The organism is Moorena sp. SIO1G6, from assembly GCF_010672795.1.
GTDB lineage: Bacteria > Cyanobacteriota > Cyanobacteriia > Cyanobacteriales > Coleofasciculaceae > Moorena > Moorena producens.
In genome coordinates, this window is sequence record NZ_JAAHFZ010000004.1 from 143,962 (window position 1) to 168,403 (window position 24,442).

Here is a 24,442-nt window from a genome sequence, read left to right on the forward strand (position 1 = left end):
AGTTGATTCTAACTACCTTGCTCACAGAATGAGATTTATGTTAAATTTAGTTAAAATAACGTTACAATAACTTGTGTTATCACGAGTTATGTGGCAATACCCCTCAAAGGTATTGACCAAAAATACAAAAATACTCAGGAATTACGCAAGTGCCCCCTAAATCCCCCAATTCTGGGGTACTTTGACATCATTACCCCCCAAAATTGGGGGGCAGGGGGGCAAAACCAACTAAACTTCGTAAGTTCTAATACTATAGGCAAACGGTTTTAGGGTATTGAATGGATATTTGATCTTGATTTGCTTTGTAATCAGATCCTCCCTAACAGGGTGATACCAGCATTCGTTACCAGTAATAGAGGCGAATAAAACATGAAATTTTCTTGGAGAATACTCCTACTCTGGACATTACCTGCCCTAGTCATTGGTTTTTTCTTTTGGCAGGGAACATTTGCCAGTACTACCGGGAATATGGGTAGTAATACCGCCAGTACTCGCATGACCTATGGTCGCTTCTTGGATTATCTTGATTCCGGTAGAGTCACTAGTGTTGACCTCTATGATAGTGGTCGCACAGCGATTGTAGAAGCTGTGGATGTGGATCTTGATAACCGCTTACAACGGCTGCGAGTAGATCTGCCAATTAGTGCGCCGGAACTGATTTCTAAGCTTAGAGAGTCTAATGTTGCTCTGACATCCCATCCCGCTCGCAATGATGGGGCAATTTGGGGACTGCTGGGGAATTTAATTTTTCCGATTCTCTTGATTGCAGGATTATTTTTCCTATTCCGTCGCTCCAGCAACATGAATGGTGGTCCTGGTCAAGCGATGAATTTCGGGAAATCCCGGGCGCGGTTCATGATGGAAGCGAAAACTGGGGTCCTGTTTGATGATGTCGCCGGTATCGAAGAAGCGAAAGAGGAACTCGAAGAAGTAGTTACCTTCCTTAAGCAACCGGAACGGTTTACCGCTGTCGGAGCACGAATACCAAAAGGTGTGCTGCTGGTCGGTCCTCCTGGAACTGGTAAAACCCTCTTAGCAAAAGCGATCGCTGGTGAAGCAGGAGTGCCTTTCTTTAGTATCTCTGGTTCCGAATTCGTGGAAATGTTCGTGGGTGTTGGTGCCTCTAGGGTTCGTGACTTGTTCAAAAAAGCTAAGGAAAATGCCCCTTGTTTGATATTTATCGATGAAATTGATGCGGTAGGACGGCAACGGGGAGCTGGAATTGGTGGTGGTAATGATGAACGGGAGCAAACCCTAAACCAATTGCTGACGGAAATGGACGGGTTTGAAGGAAACACCGGCATTATCGTGATTGCTGCTACTAACCGTGCGGATGTTCTGGATACAGCTCTGTTACGTCCCGGACGCTTTGACCGCCAGGTGATGGTAGATCCCCCAGACCTCAAAGGGAGGATTAAGGTTTTGGAAGTCCATGCTCGGGATAAAAAACTGGCTTCAGAAATTTCCATCGAAGTGATCGCAAGACGGACCCCTGGATTCACTGGTGCTGATTTATCCAACCTGCTCAATGAAGCTGCTATCCTGACTGCTCGCCGTCGCAAAGAAGCGATTACAATGCTGGAAATCAATGATGCGGTTGACCGGGTAGTGGCTGGGATGGAAGGTACTCCCCTGGTAGATAGCAAGAACAAGCGATTGATTGCTTATCATGAAGTTGGTCACGCTATTATTGGTACCCTAGTCAAGGATCACGACCCCGTACAGAAAGTTACCCTGATTCCCCGGGGACAAGCTCAAGGTCTAACCTGGTTTACTCCTAGTGAAGAGCAAGGTTTAATTACCAGATCTCAGCTTTTGGCTCGCATTACTGGAGCGTTAGGCGGTCGAGCTGCGGAAGAAGAAGTATTCGGTGATGCGGAAGTCACTACTGGTGCCGGTGGTGATTTGCAGCAATTGACTGGAATCGCACGGCAAATGGTAACTCGCTACGGCATGAGTGACTTAGGTTCTCTGTCCTTGGAAAGCCAAGAGGGAGAAGTCTTTCTCGGTGCCGGATTAATGTCTAGGGCAGAGTATTCTGAAGAGGTTGCTGCTCGGATTGATCAGCAAGTTCGTCAAATTGTAGAACATTGCCATCAAGAAGCACGAGATATCATTCGAGATAATCGAGATGCGGTTGACCGATTGGTGGATCTGTTGATTGAGAAAGAAACTATTGATGGTGAGGAGTTCCGTCAAATTGTGGCTGAGTACACCGATGTGCCTGAGAAGCCACAGTATGTACCTCAGTTATAAGGGCTTGAAGAAGGTTGAAGGTTGAAGGTTGAAGGTTGAAGGTTGAAGGTTGAAGGTTGAAGGTTGAAGGTTGAAGGTTGAAGGTTAGTGGACACTTGACCGTGGCGAATTAAATTCGCCACGGGTCGCACCTGTAGAATGGGCATCTTGCCCGTCCCTTGATCTTGCCCTTGCGGGCAGGATGCCCACTAATCTCCTATTCATTACTTGACTGATGCAACGCCTGGATTCTCGTTGTTTTAATGACTAATTCCATAGAAATGATTCAAGGATGTGATTTAAAGAATCACATCCTTGAATCATTTCTATGAAGATCAATGGCTATGGAAGAGAAATAAAATCAGCGTACCAATTAAACCCTCTGAGAATTAGACCTTTGACACTCCCCGGCCTTAAGGCGCGGAGATTCTTAGTTCTGCGATATACCTTAAAGTTAGCTATCCTGGAAGGCAATACTTAAGCCGTAAACCCGTTATAAATAACCAAGAATCAAGCCTAATTTAACTAACCCCAGTGGGCTTATCTCCCTAAGCGTTTAAGATTCAGAATATCCGAATCCTTGTTTCCGTGTGCCCCACGGTACATTATCATTTTGATTCTTTACTTTACTGGGTTTCGGTATCTGTTAATATCCATGGGTTTGAGAGGTTTTTCGCGCCTCGTGTACTAGCATCGCTTTACGTCGTTGGGGTTGGAGGCAGTACCGACGAATCCTGCCTGTGCTAGGCTACACACTTAATAAAGTATACACCTTTTGTTGGATAGATTCCGGAAAAGCCGTCCTAGAAGGACGGGGCTTGAAACCCATTTTTTTGGTCAAACTGTTGAAACCTTCCAATTACTGTACAAATTAACCATTAGTTAAATTGTACAGCGTGATCGTTTTAAAAAAACGATTTTGAAACGCTTACAGTGATTGAGTTTCGGCGTTGCTGAATTAAGGAATGAATGCGCGATCATCTGGTTTTATTAAAGCCCTCGCTCGGGGGACTTTGAGTATGGCTCCCCCCTTTTTTAAGGGGGGCTGGGGGGGATCATAATCTTGCGGAAAACTTTGAAAACACGCCCTAGGGGGGCGAAACCATACCTAGAATCAGCAACGCCTCATTTTTGGTAGATAGGTCAGGGTTACTATATTTGACCTATCTTTTTTTTATTCCTCTGCTGTAGCCCTTGCTACACAAGGGCTATAACCGCTATTTATTCCCTTCAGGTGGAGTTTAAGGTTGAGACTTCGCATCACCAAAAGCAATAAAGCTGAAAGCAGCATCTACAAAGCCATTTTGGTCTGTAGTCCAGAATTCAACATAATCACCATCAGTCTCTTGTTTAAAATTGTGTACTGAAACAGACATGCCAGCTGTGCTATTGGTATAATAACTCTCATCAGTATAAATTGAAGTGGTTATTGCAGGCTTTTCCTTAAATTTCTTGTCAAATTTTATTTTGTACTTCCCTTGTTTGTCCGGATCTAGCTCGCAAAGTTTGAAGCCTTCACCCCAAAGGTTTTGGCCGTTTGCCTCAACACCACCTTAGATATGCTGGTGTTCATCACCATTAACACTTTTAACAATTGGCATAACTAACTCCTGTTAGATTGACTGTTTACAAATGGATTGTAGGAAAAAAGAAGTGATTAAATTCTTTGGTTCCCCTACACATAATTATCTTAGTATTTTTCACAGTTTTTAATCTAATAAAACTCATATAAAAACTCATATAAAAACTCATATAAAAACTCATACTACTCATCTCAAACTTCATACTACTCATCTCAAACCTCATACTACTCATCTCAAACCTCATGTAAAACCTCATACTACTCATCTCAAACCTCATACTACTCATCTCAAACCTCATGTAAAACCTCATACTACTCATCTCAAACCTCATACTACTCATCTCAAACCTCATCTCAAACCCTACATTCCGGTTCCTACTCAATCTCCCATAAAATTGTTGCAAAAAAAATTAAACCATATATCACATTACCGTCAATTTGTCAAATCCTAAGTCCTCATACCTGCTGAAAGCCCGATAAAAAAAATGACGGACTTCAGCAGGTAAACCCGTCAGCTACAACCCTCATGGTTGAGGGATTTTTATCAAGGGCAAGACCTGTTTAGCCCCATATTTCACCCGAGCTGAAGCGAGGACGATTTTCCCCATCCAAATGCCAATACCTATACCAAAGGGAACAGGGAACAGGGAACAGGGAACAGGGAGTAGCGATGCAGCGCAGTCTTGGGGGTTTCCCCCATGAGCGACTGCATCAAGACGGGAGTAGGGAAAAGAGAACAAAAATTCTCACAATTCATTTATGATTGGTATACTATGTTTTCCCGGCTTTTTCAAAAGTCGGGGATTGTTGTAATTTTGTTCATTTTCCGCAACCCCGACTCCCGACTCCCGACTCCCGACTCCCGACTCCCGACTCCCGACTCCCGACTCCCGACTCCCTGTTCCCTGTTCCCTTTACTAAACTACCTCACCCAATTTAAAACCGCTATATTGATTAATCCAAATATGGCAAGATTACTTGAAACTTTGTTCCCACACCAACTTCGCTGTCCAGGTTAATCTTACCCCGATGCAATTCAACACATTTTTTAGCAATAGCCAGACCTAATCCTGTTCCTTTTATAGCACCAACATTAGTGGCTCGATAGAAAGAGTCAAACACTCGTTGCTTTTCTTTTGACGGAATACCAATCCCTGAATCCCGAATAGTTAAAATTGCTTCTTCTGGCTGACAAAATACGTCAAACTTAATGATGCCTCCTTGGGGAGAATATTTAACCGCATTAGATAGTATATTAGTCAAAATTTGTCCAACTAACTGTTCATCTAAATTAACTTGACTAGAATTACTCTGAGTAGAAAAATCTATTTTATAGTCACTACTTAAAGTAACCTGTAAATTATTAATAATTTTTTGGCATAGTTTCTCTAGATTCAAGTATTCAGGATGACAATCAAGTTCCCCTGATTCAGTTTTATCTAGGAAAATCACATTGGTCAGGAGTTGATTCATGTGTTCAACTGCCCATCCAATTTGTTGAAAATGTTTCAGTCTTTTATCTTCTGACAATTTCTCACTGTACTTAGCTAGCAATTCGGTAGACGATTGAATCATCATCATTGGAGTACGAAACTCATGAGATATCGTACTAATAACCCGAGATTTAAGTTCACTGAGTTCTTTTTCCTGTTCTAGGGATTTACGAATGATTTCTGAGCGACGTTCTCGTTCTTGGATATCCGCTTCCAATTTGATTTTCTCTTTTTCTAAAGCTTGAGCTTTTCTAAGTTCAGTGGTGTCTTGTAGCATACCAGAAAAACCGGTAACCACACCATCAATCATCAAGCTTGAATGAATATTAATCTCCCCCCAGCGGCACTTCCCTGTTTTGGTAACATATCTTATTTCATGTTTAAAGGAATCCTTTTCACCGTTGACTAGAGACTGCCACAATTGTTGATAACGTTCCTGATCATCAGGATCAATAAATTTTAGGCAATTTTTCCCTAGACTTTCTTCTACAGTAAAGCCAGTGAAAGTAGTCCAGGCGGAATTGAGAAATATCCAGTGTCCAGTGGCATCGATTTGAAAAAACACTTCTTTAACACTTTCTACCACAGAACGATATTGTTTCTCCCTCTCCCGTAAGGTTTTTTCTGCTCGATTAGCTTCGATCAGACGACGGACACGCTTCCTTAGAACTGATGGTTGGATGGGTTTAGTTATATAATCCGTTGCTCCGACTTGAAATGCCCAATCAACGGAAGCTTGGTCATTAAGTCCAGTAATCATTAATACTGGTGTTGATTCATTTTTAAGTAGCTTTTGGATTTGGGCGCAACACATAAACCCATCCATCACTGGCATCATAGCATCCAGCAAGACTATATCGGGTTTTAGCTCAGTATAAGCTGCCAGACACTGCTGCCCATCTCCTACATCTTCGACGTTATATCCCTCATTTTCCATAATTGTACGCAGCATTATCCGGGTTTGTTTATCATCATCGGCGACCAGGATTATAGGAGCATTGTTTTGTTCAGTATTCATCATATTTAAGCTAGTTTATACTGTTATTATAGTAAGCGTTAATAACGGTTTATCTCAGAGGTTGTCTGAGAAGTCTCATTTGCTACATCCAAGCCCCCTAAATCCCCCAATTCTGGGGGACTTTTAGAAGCAAATGGACTCTTCCCCCAAAGTTGGGGGGTCAGGGGGGCAAAATTCAATATCAAAAAACTTTTCAGATATCCTCTCACTAGTTTTGGATTTAATTAAGGTATTAATTTAAAATTAAAATAATAAACAAATGGTTATTAAACCTCAATTTCAGCATTGTTAACTGACGCAATAACCTAACGGACTTGTAAATATATTGATAAACATTACTATAGTTGTCAACCTTAGCACAGGCATCTTACCTGCACAAGGATGATGCTCACAGGAACAATTTATTTGACGAATCAAATCAGATAGTAGTTTGAGAAGGTTTAAAAGTCCCCTGCTTTATCTTCCTGGATCATCTCTAGTTGCTAAAACCGTATTGTTGGGGATTTTTTTGAGCTTGCAGTCAATTAAGATCTAGAAGAAATTACTCAAAGTGTGGACTGTTGACTGTGGACTGTTGACTGTGGACTAGCAATAGTCAACTTAAGCCAATGCATAGCCTACCCAAATTTTAGTGAGGCACACACCAAATTTTTTTCCTCTGGTCTGCTTCTTCCCACTCTGCCCCTCTGACCCTAAAAAAAAATAAGAGAGTCACAACTGCGGCTCTCTTAATCATCAGGGTGCATCTACTGATCTAAATATAACACAAATAATGAGGGGTGCAACCCCTCACCCCAAAAATCTAAAAAAATGTTATTTTATATACCGTCTTCAGGGAAAAGTTAACTGGAAACGGATGGGTTAACCCATGTAACGGATATAACGGAAGATGATATGGTTCTAGAAAGACTCAACTTGTTGTCAAGGCGTCAAACTCTGCAATGGCTAATCTTTGCATCCAGCACCTTTATCCTGGGGGCATGTACTCCCCCAAAGCAAACATCTTCTGGCAATGACTTGGGTGATGCTAAGCCCAGCCCATCGATGTCTTTCTCTCTAGGGGTGACCACTTGGATTGGTTTGACTCCTCTTTTGATTGCGCTCAAAAAAGGCTTCTTTCAGGAACTGGGGCTAAGGGTTGACCTGAAAACCTTTGGCTATAATCCCGATTATATCTCTGGCTTTTTAGCAGGAAAACTGGATGCTATTGCTCCTGTAACTTCTGAAGCAGTCTTATTGGCAACTAAGGGCAAAGACTATCGCATTGTTTTGGTAGAGGATAACTCCGTTGGTGGGGATGGCATCTTAGCCCGCAACAGTATTAGTAGCATTAAGGACTTTAAGGGTAAGAAGATTGCTGTTGAAAAAGGGGCAGTTAGCCATTTCTTTCTACTAAAAGTACTCACAGCAGTTGGGTTGAGTGAAGCTGATGTTACCTTGGTGAATGTGGATCCAGCCGGAGCAGCAGCAGCTTACCAGGTGGGGAATGTGGACATTGCTGTTACCTATGCACCATTCCTAAAACAGGCTAACTTGGCTCAACCTGATGGACGCATTATCTATGACTCGTCCCAAATACCAACAGCGATTACGGATGTTTATCTGTTTGCCACTGAGTATATCGAAGCTAACCCAGAGGCGGTGGAAGCCTTTGTCAAAGGGGTTTTCAAAGGACTAGGGTTTCTCAATCAATATCCATCGGAAGGGTTAGCGATCGCAGCTAAGGAGTTGAAAATTAAGCCGGATGCCCTAGCTGCTGATCTAAAAGGCATTAGTATCCCAGACGCTCGTGCCAATCTGGAGATGCTAGGAAATAAGCAGAGTGATTCCTACTTACGGTCGCCGTTGATGGATGTGGCGAGATTTTTGGCAAACCAAGGCAAGATTGATACTATTCCTGATATGGAGCAATTCCTGGAACCCAAATTTGTCAAAGCCGCTTTAGAAACATTGTAGAGAAACATTACCTAAATTTGCTGTCACTTAAGACCCCTGTGCCACAACCTATATCTTCTCCCCGCAAACGTTACCTACGACCATCCGTATTTTGGAGTATCCGTCAGGGCTTTCCTGGCTGGCTCAGTATCTTTCTCACCATCATTGCCTTAGTAGTACCCCTGCTAGTTTGGATCGTCCTAAGCTATGAAGAATTAGTAGACCCAAGATTCTTGCCAAGTCCGATGGTTGTCCTGAAAGCTGGCTGGAAAATGTTGACAGAAGAGCAGTTACTGACTGATATTATCGCCAGTTTTACCCGTGTGCTAGTTGGTTTTTTGTTTGCCGCAGTAGTTGGTATTCCCATTGGCATTGCCATGGGGACATTCTACAGCATGGAGAGCTTGTTTGGTACGATTGTCGGTATTGTACGCTATATGCCAGTGGCGGCGTTTATGCCCCTAATTGTTCTGTGGGCAGGGTTAGGTGAAACCGCAAAGATCCTAATTATTTTCTTAGGAATTGTCTTCTACAACGCCATAATGATTGCTGATGCTGTCAAGTTTATCCCTGATGAAATGCTGAATGTGGCTTACACCTTGGGGGCGAATCGGGTTGATGTATTATTTCGAGTGATTCTACCAGCAACTCTACCAAATATTATTGATACGATGCGGGTTAATGTTGCTGGTGCCTGGAATTTTCTGGTGATTGCGGAATTAATTGCTGCTGAAAATGGTTTGGGCTTCAAGATTATCTATTTTCAACGATTCCTAGAGACAGATAAAGTGCTCTTTTGTATTTTAGTGATTGGATTGATTGGGTTGATGCTGGATTTTGCGTTTAGGTGGCTTTTTCGATTAACTGTTCCTTGGTCGGAGCAATTTGTTGAGCGTTAAAGGTTTAAGCTTTAAGGTTGTTCGCGTAGCGTGGCCTTTTGGCCAAGGTTTAATCAGCTTGAATGTTGAATGTTGAATGTTGAATGTTGAACGTTGTTCGCGTAGCGTGGCCTTTTGGCCAAGGGTAAGCATTCAGCTGATAGCTTCAGATATTTTCCCGATTCCCGATTCCCGATTCCCGATTCCCGATTCCCGATTCCCGATTCCCGATTCCCGATTCCCGATTCCCGATTCCCGATTCCCGATTCCCGATTCCCACACTTCCCCTTCTTTTTTACAAATATCAGATGCACCCTTTTAAAATGACCAATGATCACAATTTGCCTAAGCTACAGGTGTGTGATATTTCCAAAAGTTTTCGCCAGCGACGGGAAGAATTGGTAGTGCTAAAGGATATTAATCTCAATCTTGAAGCAAATGAATTTGTGTGTATAGTTGGACCGTCTGGCTGCGGCAAATCAACCTTGCTCAACATTATCGCTGGACTAATTCCTCCTTCCAAAGGACAGGTAAAGGTAGATGGTGAGGTGGTTTTAGGTCCTGGTCGGGATCGGGGCATGGTCTTTCAGAACTATACCCTATTTCCCTGGCTAACCATTGCTGATAATATCGGTTTTGGTCTGAGGTTACAACAATTGCCTAAGGGGGAATCCCAAGAACGGATTGCTTACTATTTGGATGTAATCGGTCTAACCCGCTTTGCTAATGCCTACCCCAAACAGCTGTCAGGGGGTATGAAACAGCGAGTTGCGATCGCACGAGCGTTGGCTAATGAACCGGAAGTGCTGTTGATGGATGAGCCTTTTGGAGCCTTAGATGCCCAAACTAAGGAGGAATTGCAGGAATTCTTTCTTGGACTTTGGCAGAAGACCCATATTACGGTTTTGATGATTACCCATGATGTGGAAGAAGCGGTGTTTTTATCCGAGCGTATCTATGTGATGGGAGCTGATCCCGGTTGTATCCGGGATCAGATTATGATTGATTTGCCCACTGTTCGTACTCTGGATACAAAGCTAACCCTGGAATTTGTGGAATTGAAACGGCAGGTAATTCAGGCTTTGCGCATTTGATCATGCTTATTAATTGGAGATAGTTGCTATTTTATTAACTCTTTCATAGTCTTTATTAAGATTAGAATAGTTGTCCAATTTCTCTCCAGAAAGCCAGGTTTTGATGATATCTACGACTTCTGCTGTAGCCTCGACTGTAATGCGAGCAACAGCGTTATCCCATTCCCTTTCATCCTGCCAGTCTTCTAAATCAATTGCTATTCCATCACCATCTGTGTCAATCCAAATGTGTCTTTCTGGATAATTTAGGCTTTGGAAAGATAAAGTAGATAGACAAGCTTCAGCACGATTGACCTTTGGTCACGCTACGCGATCGGTTTCATAGGCTATTGGGATGATCTCCCCAATCATTTGCCTAAGAGTTTCGGTAATATCATCCTTTGGATCAGTTCTCAAAGTCATCAGGTTACCTCATTTCTTAAATTTTTATCTGTTATCTGTCAGTAGCTTGCGAATGTTTATCCCTGCTACTCTTCCAGCTTTAATATAGCGATTCAGCTCTTTCGTGACTAATAATTAGTCTTGGGGAATCGATAGTAGAAGGTTAAGCGATCGCATTGTAAGCATTCAGCATTAAGCATTCAGCATTCAGCATTCAGCATTAAGCATTCAACTTTCAACTTTCAACTTTCAACTTTCAACTTTCAACTTTCAACTTATGGGCTACCCACGCTACTTGAGTGGCCATTGGCCAAGGGCTGACCACTGACCACTGACCACTGACTACTGACCACTGACGGCTGTTCGCGTAGCGTGAGCTTTTAGCTCACGGCTGAATGCTTAAATCGCATTCACAAAATTATGATAAGCGGTCTCAACCTTCTGGGCTTGGGAGGCGACATCAGCCTCTAACTGTTTTAAGCGAGCTAATTCTTGCTCCCGATTAATTTCATGAGATTCTTTTTGCTTAATTAAATTATCTAATTCAGCTTTGCGAGCTTTAATATCATCATCCATCCGCTCAGTTACTTCCTGCTCATACATATCAAAACATTCTTTGATAGCATCATAAATCGGTTGCCATTGCTCTTGTGCTACCTCAGGCAAATATTTCACCAACTCTTTTCTAGCTGCTTTCACCAATTCCTTACGAGCTTGATCGGCTTGCACGACTCCAACTCCTAATCCTAACAACGCTAAGCTGTTCGGCATTTAAATTGGTATAATAAAAATTAATAAATAACCCAATAATAGGAAATATGCCAGCAAAAAATTATCTGACAGCAAAAAACAATACTTCAAAAAGCCTTAAAAATAGAAGAAAATGGAAATATTAGAGAACGTATTTTAATTTTGCTGTTGTTGAATAGTGGAAAAACACAGTTAGAAATTGCTGAAGTTTTGGGTTGACAATCCTTTCTAATGTGGAGGTACCAATGAAAGTGTGTTCCTATCATGAGGAGCCGTATGACGGGAAACTGTCACGTACGGTTTTGGAGACGAGTCGCAGAGGTAACTCTGCGGCTTAGTTTAATACTCTAACGTTTTGCAGGACTGCGTAAAAAGGGTAGACCTTGCCTTTAAAAGATACCTTAAGGGTGATTGCAATGGGAAACGGAGTGGTAAACCTAGATTCAAAAACAAAGCCAGATATAGGTCTTTAACCTTCTCTGCTTTTTCTAAAGAGCCCATAAAAGGAAACAAACTGAATCTTCCTAAATTTGGATGGGTCAAGATGGTATATCATCGCCCCATTCCTGAGGGGTTCAAGATTAAGACAGCCACCCTGACCCGCAAAGCTGACGGATACTATGTGACTTTGTCGCTACAAGATGACACTGTCCCAAGTGTCATCCCAATAGAGGAGGTCTCTAATCCAATAGGAATAGACATGGGACTTAAATCTTTCTTAGTTAAGTCTGATGGCACAGAGGTGCAAATTCCTCAGTATTATCGTAAAGCTCAAAAAAGATTAAAAAAAATCCAGAAAGCAGTTAGTCGATCTAAAAAAGGTAGCAACAACAGGGAAAAAGCAGTAACAAAGCTAGGAAAGGCTCACAAACAAGTTTCTGATACCAGAAAAGACTTTCATTTCAAGGTAGCAAAGAGCTTATTAGACGACCATGATTTAGTTGCTCACGAAAAGCTCAACATCAAAGGTCTTTCTAGGACTAGGATGGCCAAGTCGGTTTTAGATGCTGGATGGGGTCAATTCCTGGATATATTATCAACCAAAGCCGTTCGCGTAGCGTGGCCTACGGCCATAAATGCTGGGTTGATAACAAAAGCCGTGAATCCTCGAAACACCAGTCAAAACTGCTCTAACTGTGGGCAAAAAGTACCAAAGAAACTAAAAGACCGAGTTCACTCCTGTCCTCATTGTGGATATACAGCGGACAGGGATGTTAATGCAGCAATTAATATATTGAAGTTGGCGGTGGGGCATCCCGTCGGAAATAAAGCTTACCGAGTATCCGAGGCATTAGCCGGAGTTGGTAAGAAGCCCACACTGAACTTGTAAAGTCAGTGTGGGAGTATGTCACATAAAGCTTCATGGATGACCTGTTTTTGATCAGAATCGTATCTCCAGCGCTGCAGAAATTCTTGGTAGTTGCCAACTCCGGTAAGGGCGCTTTGCCTTAACTGTTGGGCAATGTCAAACAGGCTTGGCATGTTTAGTTGTTTAATGAGATTAGCACTACGCGATCGCACTCGGTCTGATCCTTGAGCCATGTCTTCTTTGCCATTGCGGCGATGGTTCAATGCCATTGCCGCTGACATAGCTAAATTTTTGACTAACAGTTCGGCTACGATTTCGGGGGATGACTCTAGGGCTGTGATCACCTCTGGTGAGGGATTGTCAGCTAAGGTGCTGTCACTGGTAAGGTAGGTGACAAAGAAACCTCTAGCACCATTCTTGCTCTTGACTAAGGATGCGATCGCTTCGGTAATTTCTGGCGATGTTAGTTCCCCTGTTACCATTTTGGTCATTATCGATTCGGTGAATGCGATCGCATTATCAAACGTTACGGTTTCCAAAATCTCCATGGCAGTTCTGAGGCTAGTTCCATAGTGGGTCAGTTTCAATTTGACCACAATTTTAGTAGAACCGCAGATAGAGCTTTTACGATCAATCCCCCAAAGTTATCAGCGGTCAGCGGTCAGCGGTCAGCGGTCAGCGGTCAGTGGTCAGCGGTCAGTGGTCAGTGGTCAGTGGTCAGTGGTCAGTGGTCAGCGGTCAGCGGTCAGCGATCAGCGGTCAGCGGTCAGCGATCAGCCGTCAGCCGTTGGCCTTGGCCTTTAGCTGATTACTGATTACTGATTGCTGATTGCTGATTGCTGATTACTGATTTATTATAGCTGATAGCTGATAGCTAATTACTGATTACTGATTACTGCTTACTGCTTACTGCTTACTGATTACTGATTACTGATTACTGATAGCTGATAGCTAATTGCTTACAAACCAAACCCTAGCTCTTGACAATTGCTCCAAAATCTGCTAACACACGAGCATGATTCCGCAACAATCCCAACAAATTCAACCGATTACTGCGAATATTGGGGTCAGGATCCATCACCAACACACTCTGGTCACCATCAAAGAAAGTGCTAACCGTAGGAGCAATCTGCTCTAGTGCTTCCACTAATTTCTGATAATCTCGCTCTTCCTGAGAAGCTTTAATTTTCGGCACTAATTCCACTAGGGCATCATAAAATGCTTGCTCACAAGATTTCTGGAAGTATTCCGGAGTCACTACTGTTGTTGGTTGTAACTCTTTGGTATCTAAATCCCCTTGTTTAGCTAAACGAGCTGAACGGTTGACAGTTTCATAGATTTTATCCAGGGTACCATTATCTCGGATAGACTGAAGAAACAAAGCGCGATCGCGTACATCTAACACATCAATTAATGCCCTGTTTTGATACTCGGGATCATCTTCTCCTAACACAGCATTCACTAAATCATAGTCAATTTTATTTTCTTCTTGGAGCAGAGTCCGAATCCGTTGTAAGAAAAATTCTTGTAATGACTCTATTGGTGAGTTTTTGTCTGGATAAGCAGCTACAAAATCTGCAGCAATATCTTGTAGCAACTGTTGGAGATTAATCGGTAAATTGGCATCCCAGGTAATGTTGATAATCCCATTAGCAGCACGACGTAGAGCAAAGGGGTCAGAAGAGCCTGTGGGTAACATCCCTAAGCCAAAAATACTGACTAAGGTATCTAGCCTGTCTGCTAATCCTACCACTTGCCCGGTCAGGGTTTGAGGTAGAGCATCCCCTGCACCTCTGGGTAAATAATGCTCAAAAATTGCTGTTGCGACTTGCTCAGATTCCCCACTAGTAACGGCATACTTTTGTCCCATTACCCCTTGTAATTCAGGAAATTCATAGACCATCTGGGTAACCAAGTCGGCTTTACACAGTAAGGCCGCTCTTTGAATCTGAGTAATCGCCTCTGGTGAGATTAGATTAGGAGAGTGTTGACGTAACTGGTCAGTAATTTGACTCGCTATCTTTTCTATTCTACCGACCTTTTGGCGTACTGAACCCAAATCTTTCTGAAAAGTGACCTTCTCCAGTTGGGGTAAATAGCTTTCCAAGGGTGAGTCGATATCGGTTTTGTAGAAAAACTGTCCATCGGCTAGCCTGGCTCGGATTACCCGCTCGTTCCCAGTAGCAATAATTTCGGATTTAGCCGGGTCACCGTTACCAATAGTAATAAAATAGGGGATAAGTTCAGTAGCCGCTTCGGTTTTGAATACTGGGAAGTAGCGCTGATGAGACACCATCTCTGTGGTGACCACTTCTTGAGGTAAATTCAAGAATTCTGAGGAAAATTTACCTACTACTGCTGTCGGCCATTCCACTAAATTAGTGACTTCTTCCCATAACTCAGGGTACAGAGGGGTATAACCACCTAATTGTTTAGCGGCTGATTCCACTTGTGATTTGATTGTCTCCCGACGTGCTTCAGGGTTGACCTCTACATAAGCATTGCGCAAATAGGACTGATAATCTGTTGCTTTGGGAATCTCTACCGGTTGGGGAGACAAGATCCGATGACCACTGGAAATGCGTCCGCTTTTTATAGTTTCGGCATTATTATCTAACTCTACCGGTAGCACTACATCATCCAAAAGTGTTACTAGCCAGCGAATCGGACGGGGAAACTTTAAATCTCCATTCGCCCAGCGCATGAACCGTCTACCTTCCAATCCAAATATCCATTGGGGAATCAGTTCCGTTAAAATTTCCGTAGCGGGGCGACCGGATATCTGTTTCTGAACAAAGACAAATTCTCCTTTAGCCGTATCTCTGAGGAATAGATTATCTACCTCTACCCCCTGTTTACGGGCAAACCCAAGTGCTGCTTTAGTAGGTTGGCCATCCTTAAACGCTGCTTTAGCCGGTGGTCCTTTAACCTCTTCTTCTCGGTCGGGTTGCTTTTCAGGTAATCCTTTGATGATAACTGCTAAGCGGCGAGGGGTGCCGTAAATCTCAATTCCTTCTGGAGTAAGAAAGTACTCATCCAGGGTTTGGGGAATTCTCGATTGCCACTGTGCGATCGCACTATCGACAAAATCTGCGGGTAATTCTTCTGTACCGACTTCTAATAAAAATGTAGACATAGGGAACTGATTGCTAATCAAAACTATAATCTTTAACTACCAATTCCCCCAGTGTACCTCTTGAGATTCTAGACCTGGTTATGATGGTTTTCACAGAATAAGTAGAGTTACAGCGACTGTCGCCAAACTCTACCCTGGTTGACTGACAAAACTTACGTAGGGTGCGTTGGGGACGGAATCGCCCTAATGTTGCGCCTGTTCCCAGCTGGGACAGCCCGTCCCTTAACGCACCACCCACGGAATAGCCCTGATTTTACTGACAGATCAAGCTCAATCAGATCACTAAATCGTCAGAAAGTTGCTAGCCCTAGCAATAGTGCTAACTTGTGCATCATTGACAACTGCTAAGACTTCACCATTAGCAGCGATTGCCACACCATCACTACTTTGGTTAAACGTCAAGTTACTGAAAGTCAAGGCACCAGACAGACCCAGGAACATCTTACCAGCCTCAAAGTTAATGATAGTATCAGTTCCTTTGCGTGCTTCTAGGACAACAATATCCTGACCACCCCCAAGCCTGATCGTATCGTTGCCAAAGCCACCAACAACGAAATCATTACCAGTGCCAGTGTCTATGAAGTCATTACCGATACCCCCATAAACTGAGTTACTGCCTCCGGAGGAGAATATCCGGTCATTACCAGTGCCGCCATAAATGTTGTCAGGGTTGGAACCGCCGAAAATCAGGTCATCTCCAGCACCACCATAGAGAATGTTTACTCCCTCACTGCCAAAGATTGTGTCATTACCACCTTGACCGTAGATTGTGTCATTATCAGCAGTACCGAAAAGAGTTTCATCGTTGCTTGTGCCTACAATTACTTCATCTTTCGGCACAACTTTCAAGTTATCCACTAGTAGGGCGGATTCCAATAACTCATCTTCTACATCCACCACTGCCATACCTACTAGATAAGTACCAGAAGTTGGGAATTTGTAGGTAAAGGTATTGTAGTCTGTTTCCTGACGAAATCCTGTAGGAGACAGGAGAAATGAACTATTTGTATCTGCGAGGTTAAATAAAACGTTTGGGGTGATGGAGACAAAGGCAAAATCCTTGAAGGTGGAGTCAGGGGTAAGCTCATCAGTGAGGAAGTTAAAGTCGAAGCTCAAAACATCTCCAGCGTTGACTGTAATAGGTTTTAGCTTGAGAGCGGATCCTTCTTTGGCATCCCCATTGCCAAAACCATCTATAGTGCCTGGGTTCAAACCCAAGAGGTTTTCAAGTTCGCTATCACTTACAGAACCCACATCATTAGTAATTAAAGCCTGAAATTTTCCCTGAGAAGGGATACTGCCAAATGCCGCTGTCTCAATGCTGGCATCGCCGATAGTGTTCCAATTTATGAAGTCGCCAGTCTCAAATCCAAAAATAGTAGTCATCATATTTTGTCTTTGGTAGATTAAATTATTGACACAAGAAGGTCATTGCAGACAAACAAATTTTGACTAAGCTCACCTCAAGGCATCATAAGTTGATACACCAGTTGATACACCAGTTGATACACCAGTTGATACACCCTAATTCAGACTCGTAAAACCGATAAAGTTTTCGGAGATTCCCCTTTAAATCAACGTTTAAATGTTGGAGTATTCATGAAAAATTCAAATACCTTAAGGTGTCTTATTTTTTTACCCTGAAAATTTTTATATTTTGCTTGACTTGACTATTTATCAATTTATCAATTCTTTTTTTAAAGAAAAATACTTTTATTTAAAGTATTCGTAAAGTTAAGACTAAACTTGTTCAAGTTTTAGTTAAAATTAGGGAATCACAGTTAGCTAGGTAACGCCCATAAACTAGATACCATCAGTTATCCGGGGAATCTTCACAGATTTCAGGGATCGTAACACTGCCAAAGTCAGCAGCATCGATTCATTCACAATAGGTTTGATTACTTGTATAGCGGTTTTCAATTTGGTGAGGTACACAATTTTGGGATTTTAGGGAACAGGAATCCCCCCTAACCCCAGGGCTGTTTCTTGGGTCCGACTAAAATGTGATAGGTGCGCTTTCCGGAGACAAAACCTTGAAGAGTGGTTTGAAGTTACCGTAAGACAGGCTCGCTTTATTCCACGAGTTTTAACCCTTTTATGCATAGCCTGCCGACGCTCATTGGCGAGCCTGTCTAAGGTTTCATCTGAGGCCTTATTACAAAAGTTTTAACCCTTTTACCTATAGCCAGTAACCCATAAAGGCGACCCTCTGAATGCGGGAACGAAGTTACCGCATTCAGAATTAAATTCCCTCAAGGCCCGCGCCTCCTAGGCCGGGGAACCCGGCCTAGGGTCGCGCCTTCGGGTCGCACCTTTGGATAGGAGGTGGGGAGAAACGGGAGAAACGGGAGATAGCGGTGCGAAGCACCGTCGGGGAATTTTTTTTAATAAAAAGGTATTTTTATTAAAAAAACCCTCTCCCCAGCACCCCACCTCCCTTTCACCCGATTGACCTGACAATTTATTCCAAATAATGAAACAGCCCTGGCATAACACCAAAAAAATCTCGTATTTCTTTTCTACTGTTCTCTGTTCCCTGTTCCGGTGATCCGCTGTTCCCTGTTCCCTAATACTTAATAAGATTAAACCTGAAATCCCATAGCCTGAAGTCCCTGACGAAGACGCTGAGCTTCAGCTGGGTTATCGGTTTCGTGAAGTGCGATCGCTTTTTTAAAGGCTGATAAACTCTGATCAACCTTGCCCAGTTTAAGCCAAACCACTCCCAAGTTTTGATAAGCCTCTCCATACTCTGGGTTGAGTTGAATCGCTTGCTGATAGGATGCGATCGCATTTTCCATCTGACCCAAAGCCTTCCAAGTCATGCCCAGATTATTATGTCCAAGGGCAAAACTTGGGTCTATCTTCACTGCCATTTCATAGGCGGTTTTGGCGTGATTCAACTCCCCTGCTTGTAACAACAAACTGCCCAAGTTATTGTAAGCTCCTAATTTCAACTGGGGCAAAATCGGTTGTTGGATCGCTTGTTGGTAATGTATTGCTCCTGAATTAAGCTCTCCTTGGCGAGTATAAGCATTCCCCAGATGGTAGTGCAGTTCAAATAATACCGCTGGCTCTAGCTCAGTGCCAGTTAAACCACGCTTGAGTAACTCCACACCCTGGTCTACTTGATTATTTTGAATATAAAGCGCCCCGAGTTTACTACACACATAAGCATCAAACGGATGACTAGCCAGATAGCCTTCCATCGCCGTAAGCGCTCTAGTCAACTTATCCCGTGATGCGATCGCATCATCGCTATAACCGTAGTGTAAGATTGCCACCTGGGATAGAGACACCACCTGCCATTGGGGTTCTCGTTGTAACATTTGCGCTACAGTATCATCCACCATAGCATGATAGGGGCGAGAAAAGCGAATCTCTGGGTGATAGCGAAACAAACGGGACACCAGAGAATAGGGAGATTGAGTTGCACCCACTTCTTGCCGGACTAGATTAATAACTAGATAGGAACTATTTTGGATTGCCTGCTTAATTTCCGGTACAACTTCCGGTTTCAACACTTCATCAGCATCCAACACCAGCACCCATTCCCCTTGCACATACTTCAATGCCTGATTGCGAGCAGCTGCAAAATCATTACACCATTCAAACTGATAAACTCTAGCACCATAGCTTTGCGCCACCTCAATCGTTCGATCCGTTGAACCTGTGTCTAGGACGACCATCTCATCCACTACATCCTTGACACTACTCAAACATTGTGGTAATGATTCTTCCTCATCTTTAACAATCATGCATAGGCTAAGCATGGCATTAGTCATTGGTTAGGAGGTTTAAGGTTAGCCAGTTGAAGGTTAGGAGGTTGAAGGTTAGGCGGTTGATGATTGACGGTTAGACGGTCGATGGTGAGACGGTTGATGGTGAGACGGTTGTTGAGGATTAGAGGCTTAAGAAGAGCAAACCTGGATTTATAACATTCAAGCTGTAAGGTAAGCTACAAGGGACGCCAAGGGCAAACAACCTGCAACCTTCAACCTGCCAACCTGCAACCTGTAACCTGCAACCTTCAACCTGCCAACCTGCCAACCTGCCAACCTGCCAACCTATAAAACACCAATATCAAACCGTAACCGAAGCTTTAGGTCGAGCAAAAATCATCCTACCTGCTGAAGTCTGCAACGCTGAGGTAACAATCACTGGCAGTTCAACACCCATGTGTTTATACCCTTCTTCCACCACTACCATTGTGCCATCATCTAGATAACCAACTCCCTGGGTAGGTTCTTTACCCCCCTTAAGGATTTTAAGCTCTAGGATGTCACCTGGTAGATACAGAGGACGCACGGCTTGGGCTAAATCATTGACATTCAACACTGGCACCTTTTGGAGGTTAGCCACTTTACTCAAGTTGTAATCATTGGTTAAAAGAGTGCCATTAATTTCCTGGGCAAAACGTACCAATTTGGTATCTACAGTTTGTAGGTCATCGTAATCAGCGGAATGAATCACCAAGCGTTCTGGGTAAAGGGCTTGCATCCGATTCAGGATATCTAGCCCCCGCCGTCCCCGAGTCCGCTTCTGATCATTGGCAGCATCGGCAAGTTGCTGCAATTCTAGTAAGACAAACTGGGAAACCAGAATTTGACCTTCGATAAAACCCGTCTCAAGCAGTGCTTCGATCCGACCATCAATGATACTGCTAGTATCTATAATTTTACTTGAGGCTGATTTGAGGGTGCCTTCTGCCACTAAAACTGATTCCAGGCTGTTAGGATTGATCAGCTGCAAGAAGGTGCGACCATGGGTATCGGCTAGACTAACCCCCAAGAACGAAAACATCACACTTCCTAAAATGGCAGTCAGGGGTTTGATGAAGGAAAATTCCGAGGGGATGGGGAGTAAGAAAATCGGCGCTAGCATCAAATTAGCTAACAGCAGTCCCAGGATCAGACCAATAGACCTGGTTAAAATCACCTCCATTGGCATTTTTCGCACTTGGGCTTCTACCCGACGGTAACTTACTTGGGCCATTAACCCTAGTGCTAGTCCGATAATGGCACCAAAGCATGCAGTAGTCGAGCGTAACGCTGTCAAATTGCTGACTTGATCTTGCACATGACCGGGTAGCAATTCCACACTGTCGAAGCCTATGCTTGCTGCTGCTATGATAAATAAAAGTATAATGACGAAGTCAAGCATTCTTCCTTTCCAATTGGTTTTGTAGTTGTTTTTTTAGGAAAACTTTTTAAACGATTGCATAAACTGTCGTCAACGTGATAGTCAACAACACTATTTAGTATATCCTTTATATCGCTGTATTCTCTGATCCGACTTAGCTTCATTAAACCGTTGAATTGCCTAGGCTAACCGAGGGATAGCTTGGGCAATTATATTCGCTGGAGTTATCTGCTCAAGGGAGTTACAGCTTTTCTACTGTTGACTCTTCTTAAGGGGGGAATCTCGCTCCGGAGAAGATTGAGGTTAGCCAAAAGATGATCACAAAACTAATAAAAAATTTATTTAATTAATAACTGTTCATCCCAGGGGTCGGATTGGCTGACCTGATTGAAGTATTACCGTAAAAAGCCAGTGGTCAATTTATTACATAATTCTGAGAAAGTTTGCGATTCTTTAAGAGTCAGTGCCGCCTATGTTCATATTCCCTTTTGCCGACGCCGATGCTATTACTGTGATTTTCCAGTCTCTGTGGTAGGGGATAACGCCACAGAGAGTACCTCTAGCATGATTGACCAGTATGTCGAGGTGTTATGTCAGGAAATTAATATCACTCCACCCACCACAAGCAGTTTAGAAACAGTTTTCTTTGGAGGTGGAACACCCTCCCTGCTGGCAGTTGAACAACTAGCCAAAATCCTCGACACCTTGGACAGGCGCTTTGGAATTGCAGCTGATGCCGAGATTTCCATGGAGATGGATCCAGGAACCTTCACCAAGGATCAGTTAACGGGATACCGAGATTTGGGGGTCAATCGAGTCAGCTTAGGCGTTCAGGCATTTCAAGATAAATTATTGAGCAATTGTGGCCGTACCCATGACTCTAAAGATATAGTCACTGCTATCGAACTGATCCATCAAGTAGAGGTTCCCGAATTTAGTCTTGATTTAATGTCTGGTCTACCGGGTCAAACCTTAGAACAATGGCAGGAGTCTCTGGAAATAACGGTCAAGATTGCCCCTACCCACATTTCCAGCTATGACCTAGTCCTTGAGCCTGTGACTGCCTTTGGCCGCCAGTACACCTCTGGAACTAAGCCTTTACCGACTGATGAAACCACTGTCATGATGTACCGCTTAGCACAGCAGGTGTTTACTAGTGTGGGGTACGAACATTATGAAATTTCTAACTATGCCTTGCCTGGTCATCAATGCCGTCACAATCGGGTGTATTGGGAAAACCGCCCTTATTACGGTTTTGGCATGGGTGCGGCTAGCTATACTCAAGGATATCGGTTCACTAGACCACGCACGAGGCGGGAGTATTATGCTTGGGTGGAACAGTTACTAGAAGCGGGTGGGGTTTGGGATGGCTCACCCACGACTTCAGAGGATGTGTTGTTAGAAACCCTAATGCTAGGTCTACGCTTGGCAGAGGGGTTGAGTCTATCTATGCTAGCTCAGAGGTTTGGGGAAAAAATTCTGGAACAGATTTGGACGGGTTTGCTGCCATACTACGGTTGTAACTGGGTAGAGGTTGTGGGAGATAATGGCGAAAGGGTTAATTTAACCTATGGTCAGAGGTTACCAGTGGCGGGAGGGTTGAGATTAACTGACCCGGAAGGGTTTTTGTTCTCGAATACCATTCTGGCTGACTTGTTTCATCTTTTGGGGTAGGAGCCCGTGATTTGTTGATTAACCGCAAAGACGTAAGGGATGGCGAAGAAGACAAGTGGGAATGCTTTATGTGGTGGGAACACCAATTGGTAATTTGCAGGATATGACGTTTCGGGCAGTGGAAATTCTGCAATCGGTGGATTTGATTGCTGCGGAAGATACGCGCCATACCGGGAAGCTATTGCAGCATTTTCAAATTAAAACGCCGCAAGTGAGTTACCACCAACACAATCACGACCAGCGTTTACCCGAGTTGTTGAATCGCCTGGGTCAAGGAAATACCATTGCGTTGGTGACGGATGCTGGGATGCCAGGCATTTCTGACCCTGGCTATAAATTGGTCAAGGCTGTTATTGAGGAGGGGATATCGGTAGTGCCAATACCAGGTGCTACTGCTGGAATTACGGCATTAAGTGCTGCGGGACTACCGACAGACCGATTTGTGTTTGAAGGCTTTTTACCCACCAAGGGTCAAAGTCGAAAAAAACGTTTAGACTCTCTCAAGGGGGAACCAAGAACGTTGATTTTGTATGAAGGGCCTCACCGTGTGCTTAATACGTTGCGAGATTTGGCAAACTGTTTGGGAGAAAATCGTAGAATTGTATTAGCTAGGGAATTAACCAAACTGCATGAGGAGTTTTGGCGGGGAACTATTGGGGAGGCGATCGCTCATTTTACTCAGCTAGAACCCAAGGGAGAGTTTACCCTAGTAATTGGTGGAGCTTCCCAACAAAAGCCTATGTTATCAAAAGCTGAACTAGAAGCTCAATTGACAGAGATTATGGCTCAGGGAGTATCGCGATCCCAAGCGAGTCGTCAGTTAGCTAAGCTAACTCAACTCCCCCGACGTCAACTCTATCAGCTAGCGTTGACAATTCCTTCATCAGTTTTTCCGGTCAAGGACCAAGACTAAGCTTGATTGGTAAATCTTTCTAAATTTTTTAGTTTTTGTTGATTAACAAGTAGCAAGTAACAAGTAGCAAGTAACAATCAACAAGTAACAAGTAGCAAGTAACAAGTAGCAAGTAACAAGTAGCAAGTAGCAAGTAATGACTAATCCCTAAAGAAAGCTGCTTTCCTTGCGCTTTGAGTTAAACAACGCCATCTATCTATTCGACATCCATTCGAGTTATGATTTTCAGGATTCACTCCCACTCATCAGCCCCTAACTATAAAGCTAAATTAATACCATGGGTGACACTCGTTTTAGCAATGACTCTGATGTTTGGTTACAAAAGGATTGAAAGCTATTTAGTGCAACCAAAAGTTGCCTTAGTTTTAGGGGGATCTGAATCGCGGGAGAGATATGCTGCCAAATTTGCCATAAAGCACCCAGACCTCAACATTTGGGTATCTTCCGGCAGCCCGAAGGGATATGCTAAACGGTTATTTACCCGGGAAGGAATTGAGGTCAGTCGCCTCCACCTAGACTACAAAGCGGTGGATACGGTGACTAACTTTACCACGTTAGTGGATCAGTTAGAAGCTCAGGACATCGATAGTGTCTATTTGATTACTTCTGACTATCATATGCGCCGTGCTCGCTTGATTGGTGATATCGTGCTTGGCAGTAGAGGAATTGTTCTCAAGCCGTTACCTGTTCCTTCCGGAAAGTCTCCTGAACCCTTTGAAAAAGCTTTGCGAGATGGGGCTAGGGCGTTGCTGTGGTTGACGACAGGTCATACAGGGGCTGAATTAGGCCAAGCCTCGAAAAGGTTAATCAATTGACACTCCCCGTCCTAGAATAACGGGGATTCTTACTTGGCCGTAGGCCACGCTACGCGAACAACGAGCTGTCTTGCGTATAGCAGGTCGGAA

The 24,442-nt window shown here is 43.5% G+C and carries 19 protein-coding genes and 4 pseudogenes; 13 read left to right on the plus strand and 10 right to left on the minus strand.

The genetic code is table 11. The features are described from left to right. Positions 1 to 369: 369 nt before the first annotated feature. Positions 370 to 2,256, plus strand: a complete 1,887-nt coding sequence (ftsH2, locus tag F6K63_RS05915) for an ATP-dependent zinc metalloprotease FtsH2 (RefSeq protein ID WP_287263502.1) — start codon at positions 370 to 372, stop codon at positions 2,254 to 2,256. On the opposite strand, the gene F6K63_RS05920 is transcribed toward ftsH2, so the two are convergent. From F6K63_RS05920 to F6K63_RS05930, 3 genes are all read right to left on the minus strand, one after another. Beyond that, on the minus strand, positions 2,247 to 2,378 hold the full coding sequence (locus tag F6K63_RS05920; RefSeq protein WP_287311227.1) for a hypothetical protein: 132 nt from the start codon (positions 2,376 to 2,378) through the stop codon (positions 2,247 to 2,249). The two genes, ftsH2 and F6K63_RS05920, sit on opposite strands and share 10 nt — an antisense overlap. A gap of 1,098 nt (positions 2,379 to 3,476) precedes the next feature. Beyond that, a complete protein-coding gene (locus F6K63_RS05925; protein WP_287311229.1) occupies positions 3,477 to 3,611 on the minus strand; it encodes a hypothetical protein in 135 nt (44 codons plus the stop codon). Positions 3,612 to 4,341: 730 nt separating this feature from the next. Further along, positions 4,342 to 4,557, minus strand: a complete 216-nt coding sequence (locus tag F6K63_RS05930) for a hypothetical protein (RefSeq protein WP_287311231.1) — start codon at positions 4,555 to 4,557, stop codon at positions 4,342 to 4,344. A 23-nt stretch (positions 4,558 to 4,580) separates the two neighbouring features. Between F6K63_RS05930 and F6K63_RS05935 the strand changes: the two genes are divergently transcribed. Then, the gene (locus F6K63_RS05935; protein WP_287311233.1) at positions 4,581 to 4,757 is read left to right on the plus strand and encodes a hypothetical protein; all 177 of its coding nucleotides are present in this window, start codon (positions 4,581 to 4,583) and stop codon (positions 4,755 to 4,757) included. A gap of 14 nt (positions 4,758 to 4,771) precedes the next feature. Here F6K63_RS05935 and F6K63_RS05940 read toward each other — a convergent pair whose 3' ends face one another. Next, positions 4,772 to 6,331: a hybrid sensor histidine kinase/response regulator gene (locus tag F6K63_RS05940; RefSeq protein ID WP_131827023.1), complete on the minus strand. Its 1,560-nt coding sequence runs from the start codon at positions 6,329 to 6,331 to the stop codon at positions 4,772 to 4,774. 891 nt (positions 6,332 to 7,222) lie between these two features. Between F6K63_RS05940 and F6K63_RS05945 the strand changes: the two genes are divergently transcribed. From F6K63_RS05945 to F6K63_RS05960, 4 genes are all read left to right on the plus strand, one after another. Beyond that, positions 7,223 to 8,284, plus strand: a complete 1,062-nt coding sequence (locus F6K63_RS05945) for an ABC transporter substrate-binding protein (RefSeq protein WP_008191749.1) — start codon at positions 7,223 to 7,225, stop codon at positions 8,282 to 8,284. Between the two features lie 38 nt (positions 8,285 to 8,322). After that, positions 8,323 to 9,162 (plus strand): ABC transporter permease, encoded by an 840-nt coding sequence (locus F6K63_RS05950; protein ID WP_008191747.1) that lies wholly within the window; start codon positions 8,323 to 8,325, stop codon positions 9,160 to 9,162. 76 nt (positions 9,163 to 9,238) lie between these two features. Then, positions 9,239 to 9,463, plus strand: coding sequence for a hypothetical protein (locus F6K63_RS05955; protein WP_154659997.1), 225 nt, complete (start codon positions 9,239 to 9,241; stop codon positions 9,461 to 9,463). A gap of 1 nt (position 9,464) precedes the next feature. Then, positions 9,465 to 10,235 (plus strand): ABC transporter ATP-binding protein, encoded by a 771-nt coding sequence (locus F6K63_RS05960; RefSeq protein WP_008191745.1) that lies wholly within the window; start codon positions 9,465 to 9,467, stop codon positions 10,233 to 10,235. Positions 10,236 to 11,015: 780 nt separating this feature from the next. Here the strand turns inward: F6K63_RS05960 and F6K63_RS05965 are convergent. After that, positions 11,016 to 11,384, minus strand: a pseudogene (locus tag F6K63_RS05965) (dynamin family protein); the annotation flags it as partial. A gap of 84 nt (positions 11,385 to 11,468) precedes the next feature. Between F6K63_RS05965 and F6K63_RS05970 the strand changes: the two are divergent. Both F6K63_RS05970 and F6K63_RS05975 read left to right on the plus strand, forming a co-directional pair. Then, positions 11,469 to 11,582 (plus strand): annotated as a pseudogene (locus F6K63_RS05970) (IS630 family transposase); the annotation flags it as partial. Positions 11,583 to 11,709: 127 nt separating this feature from the next. After that, positions 11,710 to 12,696, plus strand: a pseudogene (locus F6K63_RS05975) (RNA-guided endonuclease InsQ/TnpB family protein); the annotation flags it as partial. Positions 12,697 to 12,698: 2 nt separating this feature from the next. Here F6K63_RS05975 and F6K63_RS05980 read toward each other — a convergent pair. Then, a complete protein-coding gene (locus F6K63_RS05980; protein WP_353812966.1) occupies positions 12,699 to 13,271 on the minus strand; it encodes a sll1618 family protein in 573 nt (190 codons plus the stop codon). On the opposite strand from F6K63_RS05980, the pseudogene F6K63_RS37100 reads away from it, so the two are divergent. Together F6K63_RS37100 and F6K63_RS37105 are read left to right on the plus strand one after the other, a co-directional pair. Beyond that, positions 13,248 to 13,400 (plus strand): annotated as a pseudogene (locus F6K63_RS37100) (hypothetical protein); the annotation flags it as partial. The gene F6K63_RS05980 and the pseudogene F6K63_RS37100 overlap by 24 nt on opposite strands. Then, positions 13,361 to 13,483 (plus strand): hypothetical protein, encoded by a 123-nt coding sequence (locus F6K63_RS37105; protein ID WP_353737184.1) that lies wholly within the window; start codon positions 13,361 to 13,363, stop codon positions 13,481 to 13,483. The pseudogene F6K63_RS37100 and the gene F6K63_RS37105, both read left to right, overlap by 40 nt. A gap of 165 nt (positions 13,484 to 13,648) precedes the next feature. Here F6K63_RS37105 and glyS read toward each other — a convergent pair whose 3' ends face one another. The 4 genes from glyS to F6K63_RS06005 form a co-directional block, all read right to left on the minus strand. Next, on the minus strand, positions 13,649 to 15,811 hold the full coding sequence (glyS, locus tag F6K63_RS05990) for a glycine--tRNA ligase subunit beta (protein WP_287311235.1): 2,163 nt from the start codon (positions 15,809 to 15,811) through the stop codon (positions 13,649 to 13,651). 282 nt (positions 15,812 to 16,093) lie between these two features. Continuing rightward, positions 16,094 to 17,197 carry a calcium-binding protein gene (locus F6K63_RS05995; protein ID WP_287311237.1) on the minus strand — a complete coding sequence of 368 codons (1,104 nt, stop codon included), beginning with the start codon at positions 17,195 to 17,197 and terminating at the stop codon, positions 16,094 to 16,096. Between the two features lie 1,196 nt (positions 17,198 to 18,393). Beyond that, a complete protein-coding gene (locus tag F6K63_RS06000) occupies positions 18,394 to 19,566 on the minus strand; it encodes a tetratricopeptide repeat protein (RefSeq protein ID WP_287311295.1) in 1,173 nt (390 codons plus the stop codon). Between the two features lie 325 nt (positions 19,567 to 19,891). Beyond that, entirely contained in the window at positions 19,892 to 20,971 is a 1,080-nt protein-coding gene (locus tag F6K63_RS06005; RefSeq protein ID WP_287250728.1) for a PIN/TRAM domain-containing protein, read from the minus strand. Positions 20,972 to 21,361: 390 nt separating this feature from the next. Between F6K63_RS06005 and hemW the strand changes: the two genes are divergently transcribed. The 3 genes from hemW (at position 21,362) to F6K63_RS06020 (ending at position 24,352) form a co-directional block, all read left to right on the plus strand. Beyond that, a complete protein-coding gene (gene hemW / locus F6K63_RS06010) occupies positions 21,362 to 22,624 on the plus strand; it encodes a radical SAM family heme chaperone HemW (RefSeq protein ID WP_287311239.1) in 1,263 nt (420 codons plus the stop codon). 61 nt (positions 22,625 to 22,685) lie between these two features. Next, positions 22,686 to 23,537 (plus strand): 16S rRNA (cytidine(1402)-2'-O)-methyltransferase, encoded by an 852-nt coding sequence (gene rsmI / locus F6K63_RS06015; protein WP_287311241.1) that lies wholly within the window; start codon positions 22,686 to 22,688, stop codon positions 23,535 to 23,537. Between the two features lie 218 nt (positions 23,538 to 23,755). Beyond that, positions 23,756 to 24,352, plus strand: a complete 597-nt coding sequence (locus F6K63_RS06020) for a YdcF family protein (RefSeq protein ID WP_008187866.1) — start codon at positions 23,756 to 23,758, stop codon at positions 24,350 to 24,352. The last annotated feature ends 90 nt before the right edge of the window (positions 24,353 to 24,442 follow it).